The organism is Sphingomonas sp. GW821-FHT02B09, from assembly GCF_059421875.1.
In genome coordinates this window covers 100,673-124,323 of the sequence record NZ_JBWKVV010000001.1, presented here as the reverse complement: position 1 = coordinate 124,323, position 23,651 = coordinate 100,673, and the positions used below count along the sequence as shown (strand labels likewise).

The window sequence follows — 23,651 nt, the reverse complement described above, 5'->3', positions numbered from 1 at the left end:
AGTAAGCGGCTCAACTGCCGTGACCGCTAAATATTGCGAACAGGCCACCCACGCCGACGGCATAAAGGGTAAGTACGGCGAAGGAATCGATGCCCATGCGCCAAACTCGACGCTTGGGTCGGAAAATAAGGCCTGCGGCGTAAATGCAGGTCAGCAACACTCCAAGGCCCGCAAGGTAGATGTCGCTCGCCTGAGCATCAGGCAGCACCGCCTTGCCTGAGATGAAGACGGCTAGGAGAAAGAGCACGGGCAAAAAGGCGTTTCCGCCGAAGATGTCGCTGACGGCCAGCTGATAGTCCTTCATGCGCACCGAGGTGATGCCGGTCGAGAGCTCGGGCAGCGACGTGGCGGCTGCAAGTACCGTTGCCCCGAAGAGGACCCCGCTGAGGCCGATATGATCGGCAATGGCGTCGCCGCTTCGTTCCAGGAGACGCCGGCTGCCAAGGTCGCGAGCGCCGCAGCGCCGAAGACCAATGCGACGTGAACCGTGCTCTCTCCCCGCTTTCCGGAGTCGTCATCCTTCTTTACCTTTGAGTGCCCCTTGGGTTCTTCCTGACCGTCGGGAGCGGTGCCGCTCGCATCTTGCCAAGGCAGCCCCTTGCTGGCTTTGCTGGAAAGCCACACGCCGATCACCCACAAAACGCCGATCAACACCGCCCCAGGAGTCAGGCGGGCCGCGATGAGCGTGCCGGGCAACTGCGTCGCCATGATCGACACGATCAAGACCACTATGACCAGCACCGCCTCCACGACCAGCGTGAGGCTGGCGGCGCGGTAGGTCAGAGGCACCTTCTCCTTCATGGCGATGTCCATCGCTACGAGAACGACCGTCTGGATGGCGATGCCGCCCAGGATATTGCCGACCGCCACCCCTAGATTGCCTGCCAGCGCCGCACTGACGGTGATCGCGACCTCGGGCAGGTTGGTGGCTATGGCGAGTACGATGATACCGCCGAGCGCCTTGCCCAGATGAAGTCGCGAGGACAGAATGTCCGTCGTATCAGCTAGCTTCACGCCAGCGACCCAGATTACACCCGCGCAGGCGGCAAAGATCGCGAGCAAAACCGGCAGGCCGAGTCCGTTGAACATGCGGAACTTTCAGTTTGTTGGTGAGCGACAGGCGGTCCGTCTCAGCGATTCAGGCGACGGCGCGTTCCACAATCAGCTAGGCTCCAGTATCATGCTGCAAAAGCTGTGCAGCTCAGTTCGCCGGAGCCGTGGAGAACGACGGCTGTTCCCCGTTTACCAAGCTGGTGTCCGCTCCTCTCCTATCAATCGCGCTTTGTGACAAGCCGATGGACTTCGCTCCGGCATGGACACAAAACGATACAATCCATGTTATGCATTTTGGGTCGGCATCGGGTCGCCCCCTTGTGCTGGGGATCCCGCATGGATCAGACTGCCTTCCTGCTTGGGTTCACAATCATGTCGCTGGGTTCGCTAGCGATCTATGCGACGGGGAAGAAAAGTCACCCGTCCGGCCACCATACGCTGCTGCATGCCAGCGTGCCGTTCATTGCAGCTACGGCCTATCTGGCAATGGCCTTCGGCATCGGCACGCTGTTCAAGCTCGACGGCTCGGTCACCTATCTCGCGAGATACCTTGATTGGTCGGTGACAACGCCGATCCTGCTATCGAGCCTCGTTCTTCTGGCTTTCCATGAGCATGGCAAGACTGGCGAGGTCGGTGGCCACCTCACCGCCATCATCGTCCTCGACGTGCTGATGATAGTGACAGGCCTGGTGTCGTCGCTGGCCGGTCCCTCTTTCGCAAAGTGGGTCTGGTATGCCTGGTCATGCGTCGCCTTTCTCGGCGTTCTGTACCTCTTGTGGGGGCCGCTACGGACGCTGGCGCAAAGCCGGGGCATGGCTTTGGGCACGGCATACAACAAGAACGTCGCCTTCCTGACGGTTATCTGGTTCCTCTATCCGGTCGTCTTCCTAATCGGTCCCGAAGGGATGAAGATCATCACGGATCCGGCATCGGTGTGGGCGATCCTGATCATGGATGTCGTCGCCAAGATCGTTTACGCCTTCTATGCGGCAAGCAACCTGGACAAGGCGCTGGAGCAGCACAACACCGAACGCGGTCACCAGTCATGATCGCCCGCGCTCCAGCCTGGGGCTGGGGCCTGCTTCTGGGGGCGGCGGCTGCCGCCTCCTTCGGTTCGTTGGCCGTACAATTGACGTTTGCGGTCGTGGCGATTGGCGTCATCGGCATGGCACATGGCGCCAGCGACCTGGCAATCGTCGAGCCGCGGCAACGCACTATGTTCGTCGCCCTATACGTCCTTGTGGGCGCGGCTTGCCTCTGGTGGTGGATCGTCGATCCGGCGGTCGCACTTCCCGCTTTTCTCATCGCGTCGGCAATTCATTTCGGCGTTGAAGATGCACCAGCAGATCGGCCGCTGGAAAGAATTGCGCGAGGGACGAGCCTTGTCGCCACCCCCGCCACTTTCCATGCGACGAACCTTGCGGATCTCCTTAGTCTTGGCGGCATCTCGACAAACGTACTGCCCGCAATGGTGTCGGCAATGGCGCTGTTCGGCGCGATAGCGGCAGCATATCTGATTGTAATAGCATCTCAGCGCCACGACCTGCGCCTTCTGATCGGGACGGCGGCCCTTATCGTTTTGCCGCCACTAGTGGGATTTTCCGTTGGATTTCTCGTTCTGCATGCCGAACCCCAGACGGTCGAACGGCGTACGCGGATCGGTTGTGCAACGACGGGCAGCTATCTTCGAGCCACTGCTCCGATACTCGTCGCCGCGATACTGCTCGCCGCCGTAACAGGCACGGTCTTGTTGCGCTTTGACCCTTCCGGGGTCCGCCCCCTATTCGCAGGGATTGCGGCTCTCGCTGTACCGCATCTGATCGTAACGCCATTGTTCGGGCATCTACAGGGGCGTGTCGATCCGACGAGCAGCCGGCTTCGATGCTCAGGCTGACCGCCGGGTGGCTCCCTCCAACGGATGGCCAAGGAGCGCATCGACCACGTCAAGGTTGCCTCCCTTGTCCCGGATCTACCGACGAAAAGATCAGGCTGGGTATGATGCCCCAGTCATGCAACACGAGCATCGGCTACCGTGATGGCGTTGCGTCACGTGGTTGATCCGTTGATGCGCCGGCGTTCGGTAGACCGACCTCGATCTCGACACGCCTGTTCTTGGCACGCCCCTCTGGATCGTCGGATCCATCAAGATTGCGGTTCGGCGCGACCGGACGGGCTTCGCCCAGCGCGACGACCGATATCCGCTCGGCGGCAATGCCTCTCTTCAGCAAATAAGCACGTATGGCCTCAGCACGTCGCCGCGACGCGATCAAATTGGCCGCATCCGAACCGCTGGAGTCGCTGTGACCCCAGAGGGTTATCGGGCCACCCAGGCGCAGAACGGGATTGGCCATCAAGTCGTCGAGAAGGGCCATGTTAGCCGGATCTGCTTCGAACCCCTTGGCGGGAAACGGAATAGTCAGCTCGACGGGCTTCGCAGGCGGGGTTGGCGTCGGTGTCGGTACGATATCCGGACGAATGATCGACTTGGTCGTTTCCCCCGTATTCCGGTCGACATGATCCCTATCCGGGGCCACCTCTTCCCCGAGGACTTGGGCATTTGCCGGCACTTGCGCAGTGTCGTTCGTCGGCATGCCTCCGGGCTGACAGGCGGCGATGCCAAGGCAGAGCAAGGTCGTCGCACCGACACGCCGCGCCCGGTTGTTCCACTGAGATACCCTCATGCGACACTCACTCCAGCTTGAATGGATGGACTAGCGTTTGGGTCGCCGTGTCGCGAGGGTCCATAGGACACCACGACGTCACCGCTTTGCGGCGTGGGGCGGGCGGCATGGGTGAAGAAGCGGATGCGACCGTCCTTGCGAAGGACGAACAGCATGTCCGCCTCATCCGGCAAGATCGAGCGGGCGTCGTCAAACTTGAATTGCTCGCTGATCCGAGTCTTGCGGAAGGTCCATCCGGCCGTCTCGCGTCGCAGGATATCGTCCACCCCATGGCCAGCGGTGAACATCGCCCGTCCACGCAGGGCTTCCGGTAGACTACGACGATCCTCGTCGTCACCGCTCGCCCCCAATTGGTAAACGGAATCCCGCCCTATTTCGTGCGCGAACTCACTGCACACGAGCGCATTGTACGCTTCATTCTCCGTCGTGGCGGCCAAGACCTGAAATTGCGTGAGGTCGAGCCGCTCGTCGGTCGCTTCCGCCAGGATCTCCCCATGATAGGTGTCGATCGCCGCCTGACGTGCACCGCCCAAACGTTGCCAGCTCGTATCGGCGATCATCACCGGCAAGCCCAAGGACTGGATTTGTCGAGCCAGCGAGACGCTCCACGGTGTGCTGCCGACGATCAGGAGCCCCTTTTGGGTTGCACCGGTGACCTTCAGCCAGCGCGCGACATGCCGGATACTGAAGCCATGCGCGATGATCGTCGCAACCACGACGGCGAAGGAGAGCGTGACCAGAATGTTGCCGTTGCCATAGCCGAGCTCGTCGAGTCGCAGCGCGAAAAGCCCCGAGACGGCGACTGCGACGACGCCCCGTGGAGCGATCCAGGCGATCAGCAGCCGCTCGTTCCATGGGATCTTGCTGAAGACCAGGGCAAGCAAGACGGTGGCGGGGCGGACGAAGAGCAGCAGTACAAGGAGGAATGCCGCAAAGCGCCACTCGAACGAGCGCAGGGCGCTGAAATCGAGCGATGCCGAGAGCAGGACGAAGACACCGGAGATCAGCAGAACGGTCACGTTCTCCTTGAAGGGGTGGATATCGCGCAACGAGTCGAGACGCATGTTGGCGACTGCCACGCCCATCACGGTCACCGCGAGCAGTCCGGTCTCCTGTTGAATGACGTTTGACAAGGTGAAGGTGCCGATCACGGCAACGAGCAGGACCGGCGCCTTGAGATACTCGGGCACATGGCCGCGCGGAAATGCCCACGCGATGGCGCGCACCATGCCGTAACCGATCAAGCCCGAAACCACCGCCGCGGCAAGCAGAGAAGCGACCACCGACAGCAAGGTGCCACCTTCATCGACCCGTCTTAGATATTCGTAGGTGATGACGGCACAGAGCGCGCCGAACGGATCGTTGACGATCGCCTCCCACTTCAGGATGGCGCGCGGCCGCGGTGCGATATTGCTCTGACGTAGCAAGGGAATAACCACCGTCGGGCCCGTTACCACGAGGATGCCGGCGAACAGGATCGCGACCGGCCAGACGAGCCCGGCGACGTAGTAACAGGCCAGTGCGCCAAGGCACCAGCCGACCGGTATGCCGATCGCCATCAAGCGGATCACAGCTCCTTCGGTCTTGCGCAACTCACGGAAATTGAGGCTCAGCCCGCCTTCGAAGAGGATCAACGCCACGGCGACGGAGATCATCGGTTCGAGCAAGGCGCCGAAGGTAGTTTTAGGTATGATCAGCCCGGCGACGGGACCAGCGACCACACCCGCGGCCAGCATCAGCGCGATGGCTGGCCACCCCGTCCGCCAAGCCACCCACTGCGCCCCGATCCCCAAGGCGCCGATCAGCGCAATAACGAGAGCCTGTTGTTCCATAGGGTCGCTTAACCGGAGAGCGCGCGGAAGGTAACCGACAACCGGTTTTAAGCGGCCTCGTTCGTGACTCGGTCCGCATATCCACATTCAGGGATGGAGATAAGGAAGCGCGTTAAAGCAGCAATCTTCGAGCTTGTAGTGTCGTTGGGCGGCGGCAACGAAGGTGCAGGCCACCGCTCAAGCTAGCGGGCACGGCGACCCAATAATGCTATTTGATGAACTTAATTTGCCCTCCGAGCCCGGTCATCCGTTCATATCGAACCGGCGGCTAAACCTCGCCTGTCTGCCTAGGTGCTGGTGAGAGCATCAATAAGCTGCTCGTGACGGCCCGGACAGCGCAGCCGCCAGTCCCGCGTTGCAGTGTTGTCGATCCGCCGCGTAGCCGCAAGGCCTGCTCTAGATCGCCTCGCCCGCCGTGCGATCAGTTGCTAGGTATCAGCCTTGATTTTCGTAAGCGAGCTGAAGAACGCCCCAATGCGCTCCGGCGACGAAGATCGAGGCAATGACCTGTTTCAGCAGGATTACGCCAGCGCCGGTAACTGGCCGTCGGTAAGCCTTAAGGCAGAACGGCGTCTCCGTTCGTACCTGGGTGGCGGTTTCGGGGTAATCGAAGATCATCCCGGCGCGGGCGTGCTCGCTGTTCCAAGCCGGCTCCCCCGGACGCTGAGGATGAGAGCGTTCGGGCATCGCTACCGCGCCGAAGCAGTTCCGGTCGGTAAAACTCATGCCGAAGAAGCCGGGCAGCGTGCGGGCGAGTTCCTGGTGTGGCCGGGCTAGCCTGGTCAGCAACGGCATTGCAGAATGCGTGAAGAGCGGCGGATCGCTTCCGATAACGGGATCGTAGTTTTGCGACAGCACCGCAGCCTGCGTTATCTCACCACTTATTACGGCCTGAGTAAGAGCTTCGGATACGCTTCGTGCGACGTCCAGGCCGAAACGGATGTAGGGCCGGTCGGGGATTTCCGCGTCGCTTTCGGCCAGCATCTGAAGAAGGCCATTGGTGTCGTCGCTTACCCCCGACACCCGCTCCGAAAGGCGCTTGAGCGACCGCGTTATCCGACGACGTGCTCGAAAGCGCCCCCAGACCACTCTTGACCTCGTCGACGGCCAATACCATCGAGCCGACCCGCTCGGCCACGGCGTCGCTGTTGGCAGAAAGGTCAATCATCAGGATGCGAAGCCGCTCGACGAGCGTTTCGATGTCCTTGGTACCACCGTGTGCGGACCGAGCTTTACCAACGCCGATGTCGACCTGGCCGAGCATGACGTCGGCTTCCCCCGCCAGCGCCGCAATGGATGCATTGATGCGTGTCGTTGCCGACGCCGTTTCGGTCGCGAGCTTTTTCACTTCAGACGCGACGACGGCGAAACCGCGGCCAGCCTCGCCCGCCCGTGCGGCCTCGATCGTGGCGTTGAGCGCCAGCATATTGGTCTGCTTGGCGATGTCGTTGATGGTCGCTGTGACCTTGGCGACGTCGGCCAAGGCCGACGTGAACGAGCCGAGACCCTCGTGAATGCGGCTGACCTGGGTGATCAGCTCGACCACATCACTCGTCGCAGCGTTGATCTGAACATTGGAGTCGTCAATGACGGCTCGCGCGCCCGCCGAATTCACCCTGGCGCCCTGCGCTGCGTCGGCGACCTCGTCGACGTCCTGCGCAAGCCGACTTGCCTGCGTCCCGACGTTCACGATGGTCGTGGCCTGCTCGGTTACCCGATCAGACAATTCGGCAATGTCCGCTTGCAGATCAAGCGTCTTGATGCCCAGCTCACCCGACAGGCGAGCTGCGTGAGCCACGGTTCGATCTAGCGCCATTTTTCTTCCTGAGAACCCGGGTTCCCATTTAGCGGCCACTAGTTAACGCGTCGTTGGCTGCCTTTTTGCCGACCCTACGTCCCGGCGAGGTACGCTTATCGCGCCACGTCGGTGCCTTCGCGGCGGGGCTGGTGCTTAATCCGATGACCGCCCGAAACCAGTATCTCGGCGGCATGGCCTGAGACCTGAGTTCTGCGCTGATCGAGAAGACCAAGCTGGATCCGCGCACCGGCATCTACATGAACCGCGATCTCGCCCGAGTATCTCGTCTCGACCTCCGCCGATATTGTCGAACAGACGGTGATCATGGTGGCCGATGAAGACGCCGCCGTGAACGCCCACAGGATCAAGGGGCTTGGCGAGATCGGCATTATCGGCGTCGCGGCGGCCGTGGCCAATGCCGTTTCCAACGCGATTGAAACGCGCATACGCGACCTGCCAATTCGGGCTGAGGCGACCTTGGACTGAACGTTTTGTTTGGTGACCAGACGCAGCTGCGAACTCTCCACGTCGCGTCGTGGGCTCGTGGGTTGGACGCTGGTCCATGTGAGAAATCTAAACAGCGATGCGGGCGAATGACGTCATGTCGGGTCGTTCGGCACTGTCGCGCGTTCGACACGGCATGGATCAGAAGCAAACCCCCATCCTTGAAGCATTGTCAAAGATGGAGCGACGGCCGGTTCGCGGCTTTGGAGCGCCAGCCAAAATTTGGGTCGAGGCGCCGCGCGCGACGTGCGCAAGCTGCTCGGCTCGCGCGTTTTCGAGGCGGACATTATCACTCCGAAGGGTCTCGACGACCGGACCGAGGGCGGCCAAGTTCTGCAGCACGCGCACGAGATCGCTGCAGAGGCCTAGAATGCCGACTTCTGCAGGTTCGTCACCGGCGGGTCGACGCTGAGCCTCCACATGGCTCTGGCCGCCGTAGCCCGTGCTGGCGATACGGTGCTGTTTGCCGCCAACGTTCACAAGGCGGAGCGTGCCCATGCGCTAGCGGCGGGGCTGGAGGCGCGCATAGTGCCCGTGATCGTCGACGACCGCTGGGACGTGGAACATGGCGTCGACCCGGCCGCACTCGGCGCCGCGCTCGACGCGAACCCTGGTGCCAAGGCGTTCGTCGTGGTGTCGCCGACCTACTACGGCGTGACCAGCGATATCGCCGCCTTGGCCGACCTTTGCCATGAGCGCGGCGTGCTCCTGATCTGCGATGCCGCGTGGGGCGGCGCCTTCGCATTCTGCGAGGCATTGCCGCACGACGCCCTCACAAAAGGTGCGGACGTCGCCGTTTACACCATGCACAAGACAATGGGCGCGCTGACGCAAGGGTCGGCGCTGCTCGCGCGCGGCGATCTGGTCGACCGGCAGCGGCTGTGGATGGCCTATGAGCTCTACGAGACGACCAGCCCCTCGGTGCCGATTCTTGCGAGCCTCGACGCCGCGCGCCGCGACCATGCCGTGGATGGCGAGGCGACGTGGCACAAGACGGTCGCGAGGGCCACAGATCTACGTGCGCGGCTGACCGCCATTGATGGTATCCGCGTCCTGGATGAGCCGGACATCCCGCCGGGATCGCAACTCGACCCCACGAAGGTGTTGATCGACGTGTCGGGCCTTGGCGTCGCCGGATACGCGATCGACGACTGGCTGAACGAGCATCACCGGCTGTGTGTCGGTCTTTCTGATGTTCGCCATCTGCTCGCGGTCGTTTCGGTAGGCACGACCGCCGGCGACGTGCGGGCGTTGGCGAAGGGGATTGCGGACTGCGTCACGCGGCTACGTGCGGGCGATCTCGCGCTGACGGCCGCGACCGCTGTGCCTGGCATCGCGACGCTCACGACGGAAATGGCGGCGGCACCCGCGGATGCGTTCTTCGGACCGGCCGAGCGTATCGCGCTGGAGGATGCGGCTGGCCGGATTGCCGCGGAGATCATCGCACCCGCCCCTCCGGGAGTGCCTCGCCTCGTCCCTGGGCAGCGGATCGGGATCGAGCACGTCGCCTGGCTTACCGCTAACCGTGATCTAGGCATGTTCCTGCTCGACCCGACCGATCCCAGCGAAAGAACGATCCGGTGCGTCGCGGCAGACGCTGCTGCTTCAAATTGACCCAATGTCGGTCATTGAAGCCTGCTGAACTGACTCCCGGAAGCGGACGCTCATTGCTGCGAAGGCGTGCAGCCCCGGCCGCTACGCCTTGTCCTGCGCTGAAGAGCTCATGACGACGCCCCGCATCGCTTGCAGCGTCGCGTCGCTGACGTGGTGCTCCATTCCCTCAGAGTCGATCGCGGCGATTTCCGGATCAATCCCCAGCGCGACCAGGAAGTCGACCACCACCTGATGCCGCTCCCGCGAGCGGGTGGCGAGGGCCTTGCCGGCGTCTGTGAGAAACAACGCGCGGTAGCGGCGGTTCTGCACCAGCCCGAGGCTCTTCAGCCGCTGGATGATCTTCGCGACCGTCGGCTGGGTCACCCCCATGTGCTGCGCTAGATCGATCACGCGGGCTTCGCCGCGCTCCTCGATCAGATCGCCGATCAGCTCGACATAATCCTCCGCCATCTCGCTGGCATGGGCCTCGCGGGTGGCGCGAAACGCCGCGGCACGGCGGACGGCGGTATCATCGGCCATTAGCGCACCTCCTGCTCCTGTTTGCGCTTCTGCCAGCCGAAGTGCTCATTGACCAGCCGGCTTGACATATTAGCCATGGCTAAGATAGATAGGACCAGCTGTTTAGGGGGTGACACCATGTCATGCGCAGTCGTCTGTTCGTTGCTCCTCCTCGGGGCGAACACGCCGCCGATCGATGATGGCCGCTCATCCGATCCCGCCATGCTTAGGGCAGCAACGCAGTCTACCGACGATCCGTCAAAAGACATCGTGGTGATCGGTCGCGGCGAGCGGCGGGTCGGGAGCGACCGCGCCGCCAGCGCCGGCGCAATATCGGGTGAGGACATCCGCATCCGTCCGCTGCTGCGCGCCAACGAGCTGGCCGAAGCGGTGCCGGGACTGCTCGCCGTCCAGCACTCAGGCGGGGGCAAGGCGGCGCAATATTACATCCGCGGCTACAATCTCGACCACGGCACCGATTTCAGCATCTCACTCGACGGCGTGCCGATGAACCTGCCGAGCCATGCGCACGGCCAGGGCTACCTCGATCTCAACGGTCTTATCCCCGAGACGATCGACAGGGTCGAATACCGCAAGGGACCCTATTACGCGCAGGATGGCGACTTCTCGCTCGTCGCGGCGGCGTCGATGCGCACTCTCGATCGCGTCGAGCGGCCGATGGTGGCGATACAGGGCGGCAGCTACGGCTATGGTCGCTTGGTTGCGATCGGCTCAGAGCAATTGGGGGGCGGCGACCTGCTGCTCGCGGGCGAGCTGACGATCAACAATGGCGTGTGGGCGTTGCCCGAGCGGCTGCGCCACACGTCAGCCTTCGCCAAATACACGATCGACACCGCGCTCGGCACCGTCCGCGCAAGCCTATCCGACTACAACGCGACCTGGCAGCCGACCGAGCAGATCCCGGTGCGCGCGATCGGCACGCTGGTGCCCGACCGGTTCGGCACGCTCGATCCATACCTGCGCGGCGAGACGCAGCGGCAGATCGCGACGATCGGCCTCACGAGCGAGCGGACCGATGTGACGCTCTACGCGCAGCGCTACCTCTTCGACCTCGTCTCTAACTTCACCTTCTTCCTTGCCGACCCAATTCGCGGCGACGAACTCGAGCAGGCGGAGCGCCGCTGGACCTTTGGTGGTCGGGTGCAGCACCGCATACCGCTCGGTACGGCGTGGCAGATCACCGTCGGCGCCGATGCTCGCGCCGACCGGATCGATGACCTGGGTCTCTACCATACCGAACGTGGCCACCGGATCGGCACCACCAGCCTTGCCGACGTCAGCGAAACTGCGTTCGCCGGCTATGCAGACTTGCGGTGGCGACCGATCGAGCGGCTGACGCTGTCCGGCGGAGGTCGGATCGATCGCTACCGCTTCCGCTCGCGTGCGCTTGCGGGAGCGGCGACCACCGGCGCACGGAGTGAAACGGTCGTCACGCCCAAGACCAGCGCGGCGCTGACGCTGGCGCGGGGCGTCGCAATCTATGCCAATTACGGCCAAGGCTTTCACTCGAACGACGCGCGCGGGGTGCTCGCCGCGACTGATCCGGTGCCGGGTCTCGTGCGCGGCACGGGGTATGAGATCGGCACCCGTATCGAGCGTGGGCCGGTGGTGCTCACCGTCGATCGCTGGTGGACCCGCTCGGCGGGCGAATTGGTCTACTCGGGCGACGACGGCACGGTAGAGCCGTCAGGTGCGAGCCGCCGCCGCGGCTGGGAGACGACGCTGTTCGTGCGGCCGTTCCGATGGCTGTCGCTCGACGCGGTCTACGCGACCAACCACGCCCGGTTCATCGGGGTAACGGACGCCGACCGCATTCCGAACTCGTTGGAGGCCGCGGGATCGCTGGGCGTAACCGCTGATGCGCATGGCTGGCTCGGCGCGTTGCGCCTCCGCTACATCGGCGTTCGTCCGCTGATCGAGGATGACAGCGTACGCGGGCCTGCGACGACGATCGTCAACCTGAGGCTCGCCAAGACGATCGGCCACGTCGAGATCGCGGTCGATTTTCTCAACTTGTTCGATACGCAACGCGCCGACGCCGACTACTTTTACGCCTCGCGACTTCCTGGCGAACCGCTAGACGGTGTCGAGGGCATTCACAGCCGAGCCGCGGAACCCCGGCAAGTGCGCGTTGGAGTCAAGATAACGCTCTGACCCAGATGCGGTCACTCGAACCTCGTTTCCTCGTTTCCTCGCTCCGTCTTACCACCCTCGCCCCTCCACTATTCCGCAGTCATCAGCCTCGCGGATCGTGCTGCCGCGACCTCGCGCTCGGCCTGGGTGAAGCCATAGGAAGGAACGACCTCCCCGGCACGATCAGTGATCTCCGGCCAATGCGCCAGGATTTGCTCGCCCGCGTCCTCGGCATGACCGACGTAATGCCCCTGCGTCAACGTCACGTTCGCCGTGGCGACATGGCCCGCACCTGCGCAGACGATCGTCCTCGTCGGTGCGTCATCCCCGACCAGCGGGAGCAGCGCGGGCGAGACGCGGTCCGGTGCCAGCATCGTCAGGCTCTCCGCATCGAGGACGCCCTCGGTCATCTGGGTCGCGGCGGTCGGGGCGAGGCAGTTGACCCGGATGCCGTATTTCTCTCCTTCGATCGCGAGCGTCTGCATCAGCCCGACCAGCGCCATCTTGGCTGCGCCGTAATTCGCCTGCCCGAAATTGCCGTACAACCCGGACGACGAGGTCGTCATCACGATCCGGCCGAATGTCTGGGCGCGCATCGGCTCCCAAACCGCCTTGCTGCAGATCGCCGCGCCGATCAGGTGAACGTCGACGACCGTTCGGAAATCGGCGATCGTCATCTTCGCGAAGCTCTTGTCGCGGAGGATGCCCGCATTGTTGACGAGGATGTCGATCCGGCCCCATGCGGCGCGCGTTGCATCGGCCATCGCGACGACTGCGGCTTCGTCGGTCACCGACGCTGCGATCGGCATGGCGGTGCCGCCCGCCGTGCGGATCTCGTGCGCGACCCGTTCGGCGGCGTCGATCGCGACATCGTTGACCACGACCTTGACGCCCCTGCCCGCCAGATGAAGCGCATGCGCGCGCCCCAGCCCGCCGCCGGCCCCGGTGATGATCGCTGTCCTGCCCGCCAAAGCCATTCCATCTCTCCTTTAGTTCGTTCACGTAATAGTGAATGAAATCCGGGGCGCAATGGCGACCCTTATTTCCGCAAGGATACACACGTTCATTCATACGTGAGTGTCCATTGACATGCGGCGCCGGGCGCCGCATCGTCTGGGCACAAGCCACGATATAGTGGGAGAGGTGATGACTGTTCCGATCAGCGCGCTCGCGCCCGATCCGCTTATCGACGACCGTCATCGAGGGCGCGACGCACGGCGCCCCGGAATCGTGTTGGCGATGCTGACCTTCGTCTACGTCCTCAACTTCCTCGACCGCCAATTGCTCGGCATCCTCGCCAAGCCGATCCAGGACACGCTGCACATCACCGACGGCCAGCTCGGGCTGATCGGCGGGCTATATTTCGCGATGTTCTATTGCTTCATCGCGATCCCGGTCAGCTGGCTCGCCGACCGGACCAGCCGGGTCGGCGTGCTGACGCTCGCCTGTGCGGTGTGGAGTGCCGCGACCATCGCCTGCGGCATGGCGCGGACCTATCCGCAACTCGTCGCGGCGCGAATGGTGGTCGGCTTCGGCGAAGCCGGCGGCGTGCCGCCGTCCTATGCCCTGATCACCGACACGTTCGCACCGGGGCGGCGCGGCGTGGCCTTCGGCATTTACAATCTCGGGCCGCCGATCGGTGCGGCGCTGGGGATCGCACTGGGGGCGACGATCGCGACGCTGTTCGACTGGCGCGATGCGTTTGTGGCGATCGGTCTGGTAGGCCTCGTCGCCGCCGCCGCGCTGCCGTTCGTCGTGCCGGAACCCGCGCGCGGCGCCGCCGATCCCGGCGCGACCGGCATCCTCGACAAGGCGCCGTTCTGGGCGACGCTGCGCGCCTTCTTCGCCAATCCGGTGATGACGCTGGCGGCATTCGGCAGCGGCGCGACACAATTCGTCACTTATGGCCTCGGCAATTTCGCGGTGCTGTTCCTGATCCGCGAGAAAGGCATGACGCTGCCGGAGATCGCGCTGTTCTACGCGCTGGCGATCGTCTTCGGCATGGGCGGCGGGATGGTCGCGTCGGGCCGGATCATCGATCGCTTCAGCCGGGGCTCGCGGCGGGTCTTCGCCGTCGCGCCGGCAGTGTCGCTGGCCGTCGCTTTGCCCTTCTACCTCGGCTTCGTCTGGGCACCGACCTGGCCGCTCGCCTTGGCGCTGCTGACCGTCGTGATGTTCTTCAACTACTTCTATCTGTCCTGCTCGGTGACGCTGGTGCAGGAAGAAGCGGCCCCCAACCAGCGCGTGCTGGCCGGCGCGCTGCTGCTGCTGGTGATGAACTTCATCGGCCTCGGCCTCGGCCCGACCTGGGTCGGCGCCGCCAGCGACCATTTCGCCGCGCGCGGCGCGACCAATCCGCTGCAACTGGCGCTCTACACGCTTGCCCCCTTCTACGTCGTCGCGATCGGCCTGTTCCTCCGGCTCACGCGCACGCTCGATCGTCAGGAGTCCAGGATATGAAGATCGTCATCGCCGCTCTGGCGTTCGCCTCGGCCGTCCCGGCGCTCGCCGCAGACCCGATCGTCGATGCGCCCGCCGGCAAGGTCAGCGGCACGAGCGAAGCCGGGCTGCGGGTCTTCAAGGGCATTCCCTATGCCATGCCGCCGGTCGGCGCGAAGCGCTGGACGGCACCGGTGGCGCAGCCGCGCTGGACCGGCACGCGTAGGGCGACGGACTTCGGCCCGGCCTGCGTCCAGCCGCAGGCGCCCAATGCGACGGTCTATTCGGGCGTGCCGATGCCGGTCAGCGAGGATTGTCTGACGCTCAACATCTGGACTCCGGCCAAGGCGAAGAACGCGCCGGTCATGGTGTGGATACACGGTGGCGCGCTGGTCACCGGATCGAGCCGCGAGCCGATGTACGACGGACGCAAGCTTGCCGCGCGCGGCATCGTCGTCGTGTCAATCAACTATCGGCTGGGCGTGCTGGGCTGGCTCGCCCATCCGTGGCTCAGCGGCGAGACGCCGCGGCGCGTGTCGGGCAATTACGGGCTGCTCGATCAGATCGCCGCCCTTCGGTGGGTGCGCGACAATATCGCGGCATTCGGGGGAAATGCCGGCAACGTCACGATCGCCGGCGAGTCGGCGGGCGGGCTGAGCACGCTGTACCTGATGACCACGCCCGCGGCGCATGGCCTGTTCGCCCGGGTCATCGCCCAGAGCGCCTATATGATCTCGATGCCCGAGTTGCGGAAGGCCACGTTCGGCATGCCGGCGTGGGAGAGCGGCGGCGCCTTGCTGACCACGGCGCTGAAGACGCCGGACCTCGCCAGCCTGCGCGCGATGGACGCGCAGACGCTGACCGACACCGCGGCGAAATTGGGCTTTGCGCCGTTTGGCGTGGTCGATGGCGCGGTGCTGCCGCAGCAGATGGTCGATGCGTTCGATCAGCGGCGGCAGGCGCCGGTGCCGGTGCTCGCCGGCTTCAACCAGGGCGAGATCCGGTCGTTGCGCATGCTCTCGCCCAAGCCGCCGGCGGATGCCGCGACCTATGCAACGGAGATTCGCGCCCGGTACCGCGACCTCGCCGATCCGTTCCTGCAGCAATATCCGGCCGCGACCTATCGGGAGAGCATCCTCGCCACGACGCGCGACGCGCTCTACGGCTGGACGGCCGAGCGGCTTGTCCGCAAGCAGGTCGAACTGGGCAAGCCCGCCTATCTCTATATGTTCGATCATGGCTATCCGGCGATGGATGAGGCCGATTTGCACGCCTTCCATGCCAGCGAACTGCCTTACGTATTCGGTACGTTGGCGGCGACGCCGCCGCGCTGGCCGAAGATCCCCGATACGGCGGCGGAGCGTACGCTATCCGCTGCTATGCTGGACTATTGGACGAGCTTCGTCCGCGACGGCCGGCCGGTCGCGACCGGTTCCGCAGCTTGGCCGGCCTATGAAGCGAAGCGGAGCTACATGCATTTCGCCGCGGTGCCCGAAGCGGGCCGCGATCTGTTGCCGGGCATGTTCGCACTCAACGAGCAGGTGATGTGCCGACGCCGGGCGACCGGGACGATCGGCTGGAACTGGAACGTCGGGCTCGCCGCACCGGTGATGCCGCCGGCAGTGGCGTCGTGCGAATGATCGCACGGCAAGTAGACCACGCCCGCTGAGGATTCGTATGCGTCCGCCGTGCTCCGTTCCACCCCGTCACCCCGGACTCGTTCCGGGGTCTAAGCCTGCGGCGAGGAGAAAGACTTGAGCCGACACCCTTCCCTTGCCGCCCGGTGAACTCCGGGCCGAGTCCGGGGTGACGAACTGGTAAGGCACCGGGCGACGGCGTCGGCGCATCGTCGCCCGGACACGCGACAACCCGAACGGCGACCCGACCGATGGCGATCGGTCCTAACGCCCCCGCGCCTCGCACGTCGCGAGGAAGCCCGCCGCCATGAACCGTGCCATCCGCGCCTTGATCGCCGCGAAATCCTCCGACCGGCATAGGCCGCCCGACAGTTTGTCGATCCGCCCGGTCCGGCCCAGCGACAGCATCAGCGCCCCGGTGACGAAATGATAGCCCCAGAACAGATCCTCCTCGGCACAGCCGGGCAGGGCCTGTTTGAGGATCTCGATCAGGCGCAGCACGACCGCGTCGAAATGTGTGTCCATGAGGTCTGCGCCCCATTCGGCGGTGTTGCTCATCTGCGCCCCGAGCATGCCGAAATTTCGCCAGCCGATGTCGCCATTGCCGTAGAGGTCGAGATCGGCATCGAGATAGGCGTGGAGCGCGCCCTCGACGGTCGGCTTGCCCGCGGCGTCGCGTTCATAGGCGTCCAGCGTCGCCAGCCGGCGCTCGATCGTCACCGCCGCACGCCGGGCGATGACCGCATCGAAAAGGTCCTTCTTGTCCTTGAAATAATAATGCAGCAGCGACTGGTGGACGCCGACTTGTAGCGCCACCTCCTTCAGCGTGACGCCGTACAGGCCACGCTGGGCGAATAGGGCCTCGGCGGCATCGAAGATCTGCTCCATCGTCGCCGCGCGCTGGTCGGCCTTTTTCGTCGGGCGGCGTTTGGGGCCAGTGGCTGGATCGGTCATGATGCCCACACCCATGGCCTCAGCCATGCTCTTCCCGCAAGCGCATCTTGTCGATCTTGCCGGTCAATGCCAGTGGCATGGCGGCGACGCGTACGATCGCATCGGGCAGCCACCAGCTCGCGATCCGCCCGCGCAGCGCGTCGAGCAGGGCATCGTCACTCAGCATCGCGCCCTGCCGCTCCTCGACGACCAGCACGGGGCGCTCACCCCAGCGCGGATGCGCGCGACCGACGACGGCGACCAGCGCGACGCCGGGCAAGGCACCGACGATCGCTTCAATTTCGCCGGGGTTGATCCATTCGCCCCCCGATTTGATCAGGTCCTTGGCGCGTCCGGTGATGCTGAGGTTGCCGGCCGCATCGATTTGCGCGAGATCGCCGGTATCGAACCAGCCATCGGCGTCGGTCGCAGCCTCCTCCCTGCCGAAATAGCGTTCCACGACGCTCGCCCCCCTGACCCACAGGCGCCCTTCCCCGTCGCGCTGGTCGGGCAGCGGCACGCCGGCCTCGTCCGTAAGACGCAGGTCGACGCCCATCGGCGGACGGCCCGACTTGGCCGATGCGCGGATGGTGGCGTTGGACGGCGTCACGGTCCCGACCGGTGACAGTTCGGTCATCCCCCAACTGGTCTGTATGGTGACGTCCAGCCGCGCTTCGAGTCGATCCATCAGCGCCTGCGGCACCGAGGAGCCGCCGAGCAGGATACGCCGGAGCGACGGCACCTCGCCGCCGGTTTTCTCGAGATGATCGACCAATCCGAGCCAAACCGTGGCGACCCCCGCGGCGACGGTCACCCGCTCGTCGTTGATCAGCCGGGCGAGGCTCGCGCCGTCCTGGTTGCGGCCGGGCAGCACCAGTTTCGCGCCCGCGGCGGGTCCGGCGAAGGCGAAACCCCATCCGTTGGCATGGAACATCGGCACCGCGACCAGCACGGCATCGCGCGCGGTGACGCCGACGACGTCGGCGGCGAGCAGATGCATGGTATGAAGATAGTTCGACCGGTGGGTATAGGTGACGCCCTTGGGCGCACCCGTGGTGCCGGAGGTGAAGCAAAGGCCGGCCGGCGCATGCTCGTCGAAGCCGCCCCACGGCATGGCCGCGCCATGTTCGGCGAGCAGCTCGTCCATCCGCCAGATACGCGCACGGTCCGAGGCCGGTGCGGCCATGGTCGAACCGGGCTCGTCGAACAGGATGACATGGGCGATCCCCGGACAGCGTTGCAGCAGGTCCTCGACCAACGGCGCGAGCCCCGGACTCACCGCCAGGACGCGGTCCGACGCCTGATCGATCATCGCGGCAAGATGTGCGGGCGCGAGGCGGGGGTTGAGCGTGTGGCAGACGATCCCCGTCCCCATCGCCGCGTACCAGCATTCGACATGCGCCTGGCTGTTCCACGCCAGCGTTGCCAGATTGTCGCCGGCCTTCAGGCCCAAGGCGGCGAACGCGCCCGACAGCAGGCTGGCACGCGTGCGCAGCGCGGCATAGCCGATGCGCGCGCTGCCGCCGTCGCCGCCGGTCACCACCTCGGTCGACGCATGCCATTTGGCCGCATGGTCGAGAAATTTGTCGAGCGTCAGCGCATAAGGCTGCATCGATCCGGGGGTCATGACGAGGCCTTCAAAGAGGAGCGGCTGGCAAAGAGGAGCGGCTGGCGCGCCGCGGCGTCGGAAAATCCGATCGTCGCCAGACGCCAGGATTCTTGCACAAGCGCATCGCGGGAAATCAGAATTTGGTGCTGACGCGCACGCCATATTGGCGCGGCGCCGCCGCCAGTCGGCGGATACCGTTGAGCGAACCGATGTAATGCTGGTCGGTGAGGTTGGTGCTGAACCCGGCGATCGACCACGTGCCGTTGTCGAGCGTCAGCTGCGCGTTCACGATATTGCGCGCCTTCAGATAGTCCCCCAGTTGCGCCGTCTGGAACAACGTTCCCCATACCGCGCCGATATGCGCGTAATCGACCCGCGGCGTCAGCGAGACGCCATCGGCCACCGTGATCGCATATTGCGCACCGGCGCTGAGCGTGAACGTCGGCGCATAGGGCTGCCGCCGCCCGCCGAGATTGATGCAGCCGGACGCCGAGGCTGGCCCCGTCACGGGATCGCAGGTTCCCGTCGTTCCCTTGCGCGGGTCGCGCGCGAAGAACTCGCCGAGTTCCGATTTGGAGATCGACGTCGAAGCGTCGAACAGAAGGTTACCGAACGATCCCTGCGCCGACGCCTCGAAGCCGTACAATTTGGTGGCGTTCGGCACGTTGAAGATCGACGTGAAATTGGGGGTGGCCGGATCGACGATCAGCACCTGGAACTTGCGGTAGCTGTTATAATAGCCCCCGATCTGCGTGCGCAGATGCCCGTTGAGCAGCGTCCCCTTCCAGCCGATTTCATAATCGGTGACCTTCTCCGGCACGAAGCCGCGCGGCGTCGTACCGAACAGGTTGGCGCCGTTGAGGCCGCCCGCCTTCGTCCCCGTCGCGACGAACGCGTAGAGGAAATTGTTGGCATCGACCGTCCAGTTGAGTGCCAGCTTGCCGTCGACATTCTTGTTGGCGTTGAAATCGTGCTGCACCAGCACCGTCTTGAACGTTGGCAAGGCGCCGAGAAACAGCTCGATCGGATAATTGACGTCGTTGCGCGACGTCGTCCGCGACCAGCGGCCGCCCAGCGTGACCTGAAGGCCGTCGGTCAGCTGGTAGCCGATCTGGCCGAATGCGGCGGTGGCGGTGTGCGGGTTGGTCCCCTCGATCCGCAGCGAGCGCACGACCCCGGCCGGGGCGAGCGCGACATAGCCGTTGCCGACCGGAAACTCGTATTTGTCGAATTGGTAGAAGCCGCCGATCAGCCAGGTGAAGCGCCCGGTATCGGGGGAGACGATGTTCAGCTCCTGCGACCAGATGTGTTCGTTGACGAAATCCTGGAACGTGTTGTTCTGCGCGGCGGTGCCGTCGGCATCGATCGTCTCCTGCAGCGTGCCCTTCTGGAAGCCGCTGATCGACCGGATCATCAGACCGCTGTCGAACGTGTAGCTGAGATTGGCGGAGATGCGGCCGAACTCGTCCTGACCCGACAGATAGGTATTGCTGGAGACCGTGAAGGGGTCGCTGGTATTGAGGACCGGCGCGGCGGCGCTGCCGAAATAGGCCGGGCTGTTGGGAAAGCCGCCGGTGTTGATCCGGTTGTAGTCGCCCTTGACCAGCAGGCGCAGATGACTGTCGGGTTGCCACAACAGGCTGGCGCGACCGCTGATCGCGTTGAGATCGCCGGGATTGCCGGTCCATGGCCCCGTCACGGTGAAGAAGCTGTCGCGCTTCTCGAGATTGGCGGCAAGGCGGATCGCGAGCGTGTCGCTCAGCGGCAGGTTGATTGCGCCCTGTGCCTTCACCTGATTGTAATTGCCGTATTGCGCGGTGGCGAAGCCCTTGACCTTGTCGACCGTCGGGTTGGTCTCGGTGATGAACACCGCGCCGCCCGTCGCATTGCGACCCGCGAACGTCCCCTGCGGTCCGCGCAGCACCTCGACCGACTGGATGTCGTAATAAGGCTCGCTTTGGAAATAGCCGGGGAAGGTCGGCACGCCGTCGCGATAGGTGACGACCCCGACGCCGACCGAGCTGGATATCTCCGACTTTCCGATACCGCGGATATTGAAGCTGTTCGCCTGACCGGAGGTGTTGACGGTCAGAGACGGGGTCGAGAATTGCAGCTGCTCGACGGTGTTGACGCTCTTGCGGACGAGGTCCTCGCCGGTCAGCACTGACGCCGCGACGCCGGTGCGCTGCAGGCTGGTCGAGCGGCGCTCGGCGGTGATGACGATGTCGTCGCCGGTATCACCCGGCATGGCGTCCGGGTCCGTCGCATCAACTGGGTTCTGCGATGACTGCGGCGTTTTCTGAATCGGGGCGGCAGGGGCCTCGGCCGGACCAACCTGGGCGTTCGCAATGGTCGAGCTCATCACGGCAATCACAGACGCCGACAACAGGAACGTGCGCATCAATCATCCTCTCTGCATGTCGCGTTCTTTGACGCGTCATGAGCAGAGTGGCATCGCCAAGCTTAGATTGTCAATGTTCATTAAATAGCGAGTTAACGACGGTTGCATATGTGTTCCGGTGGGCGTCGATCCGAGCGGGACCGCCTGCATTGGATGATAGCGCCTGTGCACGATTGCGCCGGCTGTTCGACGGGAAGATCAACCACACGGTCTACATCTGGCTTTCGGCCGCCCATGGTTTGAGCCATGTCACCCATACCGCATGACCCGGAAGGCGACATCCAGCCGTCATTTCACTCTCCCCAACCTCAGACACTCATTCATATTCCTGCGACGCCTCGACCAGCTATGGCGGAAATGGCGAGAAGTGGGACATTCCTGCTGTTCCTTCGCGATTTATCGAACAGCAGGTTCGGCCAGCAGCGGTCAATTGGCATCCGCCAGAACGCAACCGCAGAATGACGGCGACACCGCGCCACCCGGACATCATCTGTGCGGAAATCGCGACCAACGCGGAGCGATCTGGCTTCGGATAACGGTGGTTAACGGCGTGTAAACCGGATCAGGCGCTGACAGAAATTGATTAGCTCCTGTCGGCGAATACGCACTCCAAAAAGGGATGCCGCCGCCGAGATTGTCGGAGAAGCGGTACCGCACCGCCACGATCCTGCACGTCGGCTGGGTGAACGAGCAGTTCGAATGCGCGACGCTATAGGCATGGCGTCGGGCGCGGCCTGCTCGCCGAACCAGATGCCCGGCTGCGCCGCGAGCAGCGGCAGCGTGCGCGACGGGACGCCCGCATCGGGCGTGGCGGAAAGCGACGTCATGCTGTTTTCCTTCCGTCAGCCGGCCTGCGCCGCGCGCACCGCAGCTGGGCGGAGCGCCCCGGCCCAGCGCGCCTCGACAAAGGCGATGCAGGCGCTGCGTGGCTCCGGCCCGAAGGCGCGCGACCAGCCGGCCGGAATCGCGGCAAACACCGGCCACAGGCTCCATTGCCCGGCGGCGTTGCCCTCCACGAGGAACAGGTCGTCCTCGTCATCGAACGGGTTGGGATGATCGGTCGTCATCTTTGGATCTCCTCGACAGGATCGTTTCGGCGCAACCGGCCCAGCATCATGCGGAGGCCGTCGATCAGCCCGCCGCGCCAGCACAGCGCGTCATGGCCGCCCGCGAACTGACGAAAATGGCTGTCGTGGCCGGCCGCGACCAGTGCGGCCTGCATGGTCTCCGCGAGGTCGATCATGGCATCCTCGCGGTTGCCGACTTCCAGGAACACGCGCACCCGCCCGGGCGGGAACGTCCCCGCGCGGAGCCGTGCGGCGAGCGCGCCGGTGGCGCCGGGACGACGCACACGCCCCTGGACCAGCGCCGCATCCGGCCACCACAGCGACGCCGATTGCGCGATCGCCCCGCCCCATCGCTCCAGCCGGGAGAGCGCCGCCATCCCGCCATAGCTTTGCCCAGCGATGATCCGGCCGGCCCGGTCGCGGCACACCGGCGCGATCGCCGCGGCCAGCGGCAGAAGCTCGTTCCAGACCGCCGACCAGCTGAGATCGCGTTCGCGGCGCTGCGGATCGATCGAGTCGATCAGCAGATAGTGCGCGGGCGGCAGCCGGCCCGCCGCCGTCTCCGCATCCAGCACCGGTGTGATCGGCATCCGCTCCACCCAGTTGCGGCCGTCGAGCAGCAGGACCAGCGGACGGGCATCGCCGCCCGGCACGCCGGTGACATGGCTCCAGACCGATCGCCCGACACCGAGCACGGCGCTGTCCCATACGAGCCGGCTCGCCCCGGCCGCCACCGCCATCGAACAGGCTCCATGCTCCCTGATCGGGCGCGCTGGGCAGGTGTAGCGGCGAACTCCACCCACCCCAGCCCACGGAATAGGCCGCAAGCGGATTGCGGGGATCGGACCGCGCACCGCGTGCGAGACGGCTCCACCAGGTCCGATGCGCCTGCCGCGCCATCGCGTCCGTTCCCGGCGGCGGCGGACGATCCGCCCCGGTTGCGGGAATAAAGCTGTAGCTGCCGCGCCAATCCACGGGCAGATCGACCTGCCACCACCAGATATCGCTCCCCTCGATTCGGGTCAGCCCTTGTGGCGAGGCCGCATGATGGTCGGTGACGCCGTTGACGTCGATGTAGACGCGGTCGGTCGTCTCGTCCGCCTCCCGCCAGAGGAAGGTAACACGCACGAGCGCCGGCGCGATCCGCGCCACGAACGGCGTACCGACTGCCGCCACCCGGTCCCACCAAGGGTCCGTCCCCCGGTCCGGCGCGGCGAACAGCGCATCGCCCGACGCCGAGTGCGTATCGTCCATTGTCGGCAGGGATCGGCCCGTAACCATCACAGCGGCCAGTGCCATATTGCAAAGCATATTGCGAGTCATTAGCAGTGAAATTGCTATTGGCGAGGCGCGGGGGCGTCCGCCGCTCATCGATTGGGGGAAAATGCTGTACGTTCCGACATCTGCCGTTCGGCGACTCATCGCCGGAG

21 protein-coding genes and 2 pseudogenes are annotated in these 23,651 nt (G+C 64.7%); 8 read left to right on the top strand and 15 right to left on the bottom strand.

What is annotated here, in order from left to right:
- Nucleotides 1–10: 10 nt before the first annotated feature.
- Together AC07U4_RS00510 and AC07U4_RS00505 are read right to left on the bottom strand one after the other, a co-directional pair.
- Nucleotides 11–394 (bottom strand): calcium:cation antiporter family protein, encoded by a 384-nt coding sequence (locus AC07U4_RS00510; protein ID WP_495194987.1) that lies wholly within the window; start codon nucleotides 392–394, stop codon nucleotides 11–13.
- Nucleotides 301–1,089 carry a calcium:cation antiporter family protein gene (locus tag AC07U4_RS00505; protein WP_495194039.1) on the bottom strand — a complete coding sequence of 263 codons (789 nt, stop codon included), beginning with the start codon at nucleotides 1,087–1,089 and terminating at the stop codon, nucleotides 301–303. The genes AC07U4_RS00510 and AC07U4_RS00505 overlap by 94 nt, the downstream gene beginning before the upstream one ends.
- A 300-nt stretch (nucleotides 1,090–1,389) precedes the next feature.
- On the opposite strand from AC07U4_RS00505, the gene AC07U4_RS00500 reads away from it, so the two are divergent.
- Both AC07U4_RS00500 and AC07U4_RS00495 read left to right on the top strand, forming a co-directional pair.
- Nucleotides 1,390–2,103 (top strand): bacteriorhodopsin, encoded by a 714-nt coding sequence (locus AC07U4_RS00500; RefSeq protein WP_038658594.1) that lies wholly within the window; start codon nucleotides 1,390–1,392, stop codon nucleotides 2,101–2,103.
- On the top strand, nucleotides 2,100–2,948 hold the full coding sequence (locus tag AC07U4_RS00495; RefSeq protein WP_081974282.1) for a Brp/Blh family beta-carotene 15,15'-dioxygenase: 849 nt from the start codon (nucleotides 2,100–2,102) through the stop codon (nucleotides 2,946–2,948). Before AC07U4_RS00500 ends, AC07U4_RS00495 begins: the two co-directional genes overlap by 4 nt.
- 133 nt (nucleotides 2,949–3,081) lie before the next feature.
- On the opposite strand, the gene AC07U4_RS00490 is transcribed toward AC07U4_RS00495, so the two are convergent.
- The 4 genes from AC07U4_RS00490 to AC07U4_RS00475 form a co-directional block, all read right to left on the bottom strand.
- Nucleotides 3,082–3,735 (bottom strand): OmpA family protein, encoded by a 654-nt coding sequence (locus tag AC07U4_RS00490; protein WP_495194038.1) that lies wholly within the window; start codon nucleotides 3,733–3,735, stop codon nucleotides 3,082–3,084.
- Nucleotides 3,732–5,567 carry a cation:proton antiporter gene (locus AC07U4_RS00485; RefSeq protein ID WP_495194037.1) on the bottom strand — a complete coding sequence of 612 codons (1,836 nt, stop codon included), beginning with the start codon at nucleotides 5,565–5,567 and terminating at the stop codon, nucleotides 3,732–3,734. The genes AC07U4_RS00490 and AC07U4_RS00485 overlap by 4 nt, the downstream gene beginning before the upstream one ends.
- Before the next feature lie 435 nt (nucleotides 5,568–6,002).
- The gene (locus tag AC07U4_RS00480) at nucleotides 6,003–6,425 is read right to left on the bottom strand and encodes a hypothetical protein (RefSeq protein ID WP_495194036.1); all 423 of its coding nucleotides are present in this window, start codon (nucleotides 6,423–6,425) and stop codon (nucleotides 6,003–6,005) included.
- Between the two features lie 16 nt (nucleotides 6,426–6,441).
- On the bottom strand, nucleotides 6,442–7,383 hold the full coding sequence (locus AC07U4_RS00475) for a methyl-accepting chemotaxis protein (RefSeq protein WP_495194035.1): 942 nt from the start codon (nucleotides 7,381–7,383) through the stop codon (nucleotides 6,442–6,444).
- A 306-nt stretch (nucleotides 7,384–7,689) separates the two neighbouring features.
- Between AC07U4_RS00475 and AC07U4_RS00470 the strand changes: the two genes are divergently transcribed.
- The 3 genes from AC07U4_RS00470 (at nucleotide 7,690) to AC07U4_RS00460 (ending at nucleotide 9,483) form a co-directional block, all read left to right on the top strand.
- Nucleotides 7,690–7,851: a hypothetical protein gene (locus AC07U4_RS00470; RefSeq protein WP_495194034.1), complete on the top strand. Its 162-nt coding sequence runs from the start codon at nucleotides 7,690–7,692 to the stop codon at nucleotides 7,849–7,851.
- A gap of 264 nt (nucleotides 7,852–8,115) precedes the next feature.
- Complete coding sequence (locus tag AC07U4_RS00465; RefSeq protein ID WP_495194033.1) at nucleotides 8,116–8,238, top strand: hypothetical protein; 123 nt, start codon at nucleotides 8,116–8,118, stop codon at nucleotides 8,236–8,238.
- A 51-nt stretch (nucleotides 8,239–8,289) separates the two neighbouring features.
- Nucleotides 8,290–9,483, top strand: coding sequence for an aminotransferase class I/II-fold pyridoxal phosphate-dependent enzyme (locus AC07U4_RS00460; RefSeq protein WP_495194032.1), 1,194 nt, complete (start codon nucleotides 8,290–8,292; stop codon nucleotides 9,481–9,483).
- Nucleotides 9,484–9,564: 81 nt separating this feature from the next.
- Here the strand turns inward: AC07U4_RS00460 and mntR are convergent, their stop codons facing one another.
- Nucleotides 9,565–10,002, bottom strand: coding sequence for a manganese-binding transcriptional regulator MntR (mntR, locus tag AC07U4_RS00455; protein ID WP_495194031.1), 438 nt, complete (start codon nucleotides 10,000–10,002; stop codon nucleotides 9,565–9,567).
- 249 nt (nucleotides 10,003–10,251) lie between these two features.
- Here mntR and AC07U4_RS00450 point away from each other — a divergent pair, with 249 nt between their 5' ends.
- Entirely contained in the window at nucleotides 10,252–12,156 is a 1,905-nt protein-coding gene (locus AC07U4_RS00450) for a TonB-dependent receptor (protein ID WP_495194030.1), read from the top strand.
- A gap of 68 nt (nucleotides 12,157–12,224) precedes the next feature.
- Here AC07U4_RS00450 and AC07U4_RS00445 read toward each other — a convergent pair whose 3' ends face one another.
- A complete protein-coding gene (locus AC07U4_RS00445; protein ID WP_495194029.1) occupies nucleotides 12,225–13,112 on the bottom strand; it encodes an SDR family NAD(P)-dependent oxidoreductase in 888 nt (295 codons plus the stop codon).
- Between the two features lie 169 nt (nucleotides 13,113–13,281).
- Here AC07U4_RS00445 and AC07U4_RS00440 point away from each other — a divergent pair, with 169 nt between their 5' ends.
- On the top strand, nucleotides 13,282–14,595 hold the full coding sequence (locus AC07U4_RS00440) for a spinster family MFS transporter (protein ID WP_495194028.1): 1,314 nt from the start codon (nucleotides 13,282–13,284) through the stop codon (nucleotides 14,593–14,595).
- Nucleotides 14,592–16,214, top strand: a complete 1,623-nt coding sequence (locus AC07U4_RS00435; protein WP_495194027.1) for a carboxylesterase/lipase family protein — start codon at nucleotides 14,592–14,594, stop codon at nucleotides 16,212–16,214. Before AC07U4_RS00440 ends, AC07U4_RS00435 begins: the two co-directional genes overlap by 4 nt.
- A 261-nt stretch (nucleotides 16,215–16,475) precedes the next feature.
- Here AC07U4_RS00435 and AC07U4_RS00430 read toward each other — a convergent pair whose 3' ends face one another.
- The 7 genes and pseudogenes from AC07U4_RS00430 to AC07U4_RS00400 form a co-directional block, all read right to left on the bottom strand.
- Nucleotides 16,476–17,165 carry a TetR/AcrR family transcriptional regulator gene (locus AC07U4_RS00430; protein ID WP_038666192.1) on the bottom strand — a complete coding sequence of 230 codons (690 nt, stop codon included), beginning with the start codon at nucleotides 17,163–17,165 and terminating at the stop codon, nucleotides 16,476–16,478.
- 19 nt (nucleotides 17,166–17,184) lie between these two features.
- A complete protein-coding gene (locus tag AC07U4_RS00425) occupies nucleotides 17,185–18,771 on the bottom strand; it encodes an AMP-binding protein (protein ID WP_495194026.1) in 1,587 nt (528 codons plus the stop codon).
- A gap of 115 nt (nucleotides 18,772–18,886) precedes the next feature.
- Entirely contained in the window at nucleotides 18,887–21,001 is a 2,115-nt protein-coding gene (locus AC07U4_RS00420) for a TonB-dependent receptor (protein ID WP_495194025.1), read from the bottom strand.
- A 745-nt stretch (nucleotides 21,002–21,746) separates the two neighbouring features.
- A pseudogene (locus tag AC07U4_RS00415) lies at nucleotides 21,747–21,860 on the bottom strand (IS5/IS1182 family transposase); the annotation flags it as partial.
- Nucleotides 21,861–21,996: 136 nt separating this feature from the next.
- Nucleotides 21,997–22,221 (bottom strand): MbtH family protein, encoded by a 225-nt coding sequence (locus AC07U4_RS00410; RefSeq protein ID WP_495194024.1) that lies wholly within the window; start codon nucleotides 22,219–22,221, stop codon nucleotides 21,997–21,999.
- The gene (gene fes / locus AC07U4_RS00405; RefSeq protein ID WP_495194023.1) at nucleotides 22,218–22,961 is read right to left on the bottom strand and encodes an enterochelin esterase; all 744 of its coding nucleotides are present in this window, start codon (nucleotides 22,959–22,961) and stop codon (nucleotides 22,218–22,220) included. Before fes ends, AC07U4_RS00410 begins: the two co-directional genes overlap by 4 nt.
- Before the next feature lie 22 nt (nucleotides 22,962–22,983).
- A pseudogene (locus AC07U4_RS00400) lies at nucleotides 22,984–23,475 on the bottom strand (enterochelin esterase domain-containing protein); the annotation flags it as partial.
- Between the last annotated feature and the right edge of the window lie 176 nt (nucleotides 23,476–23,651).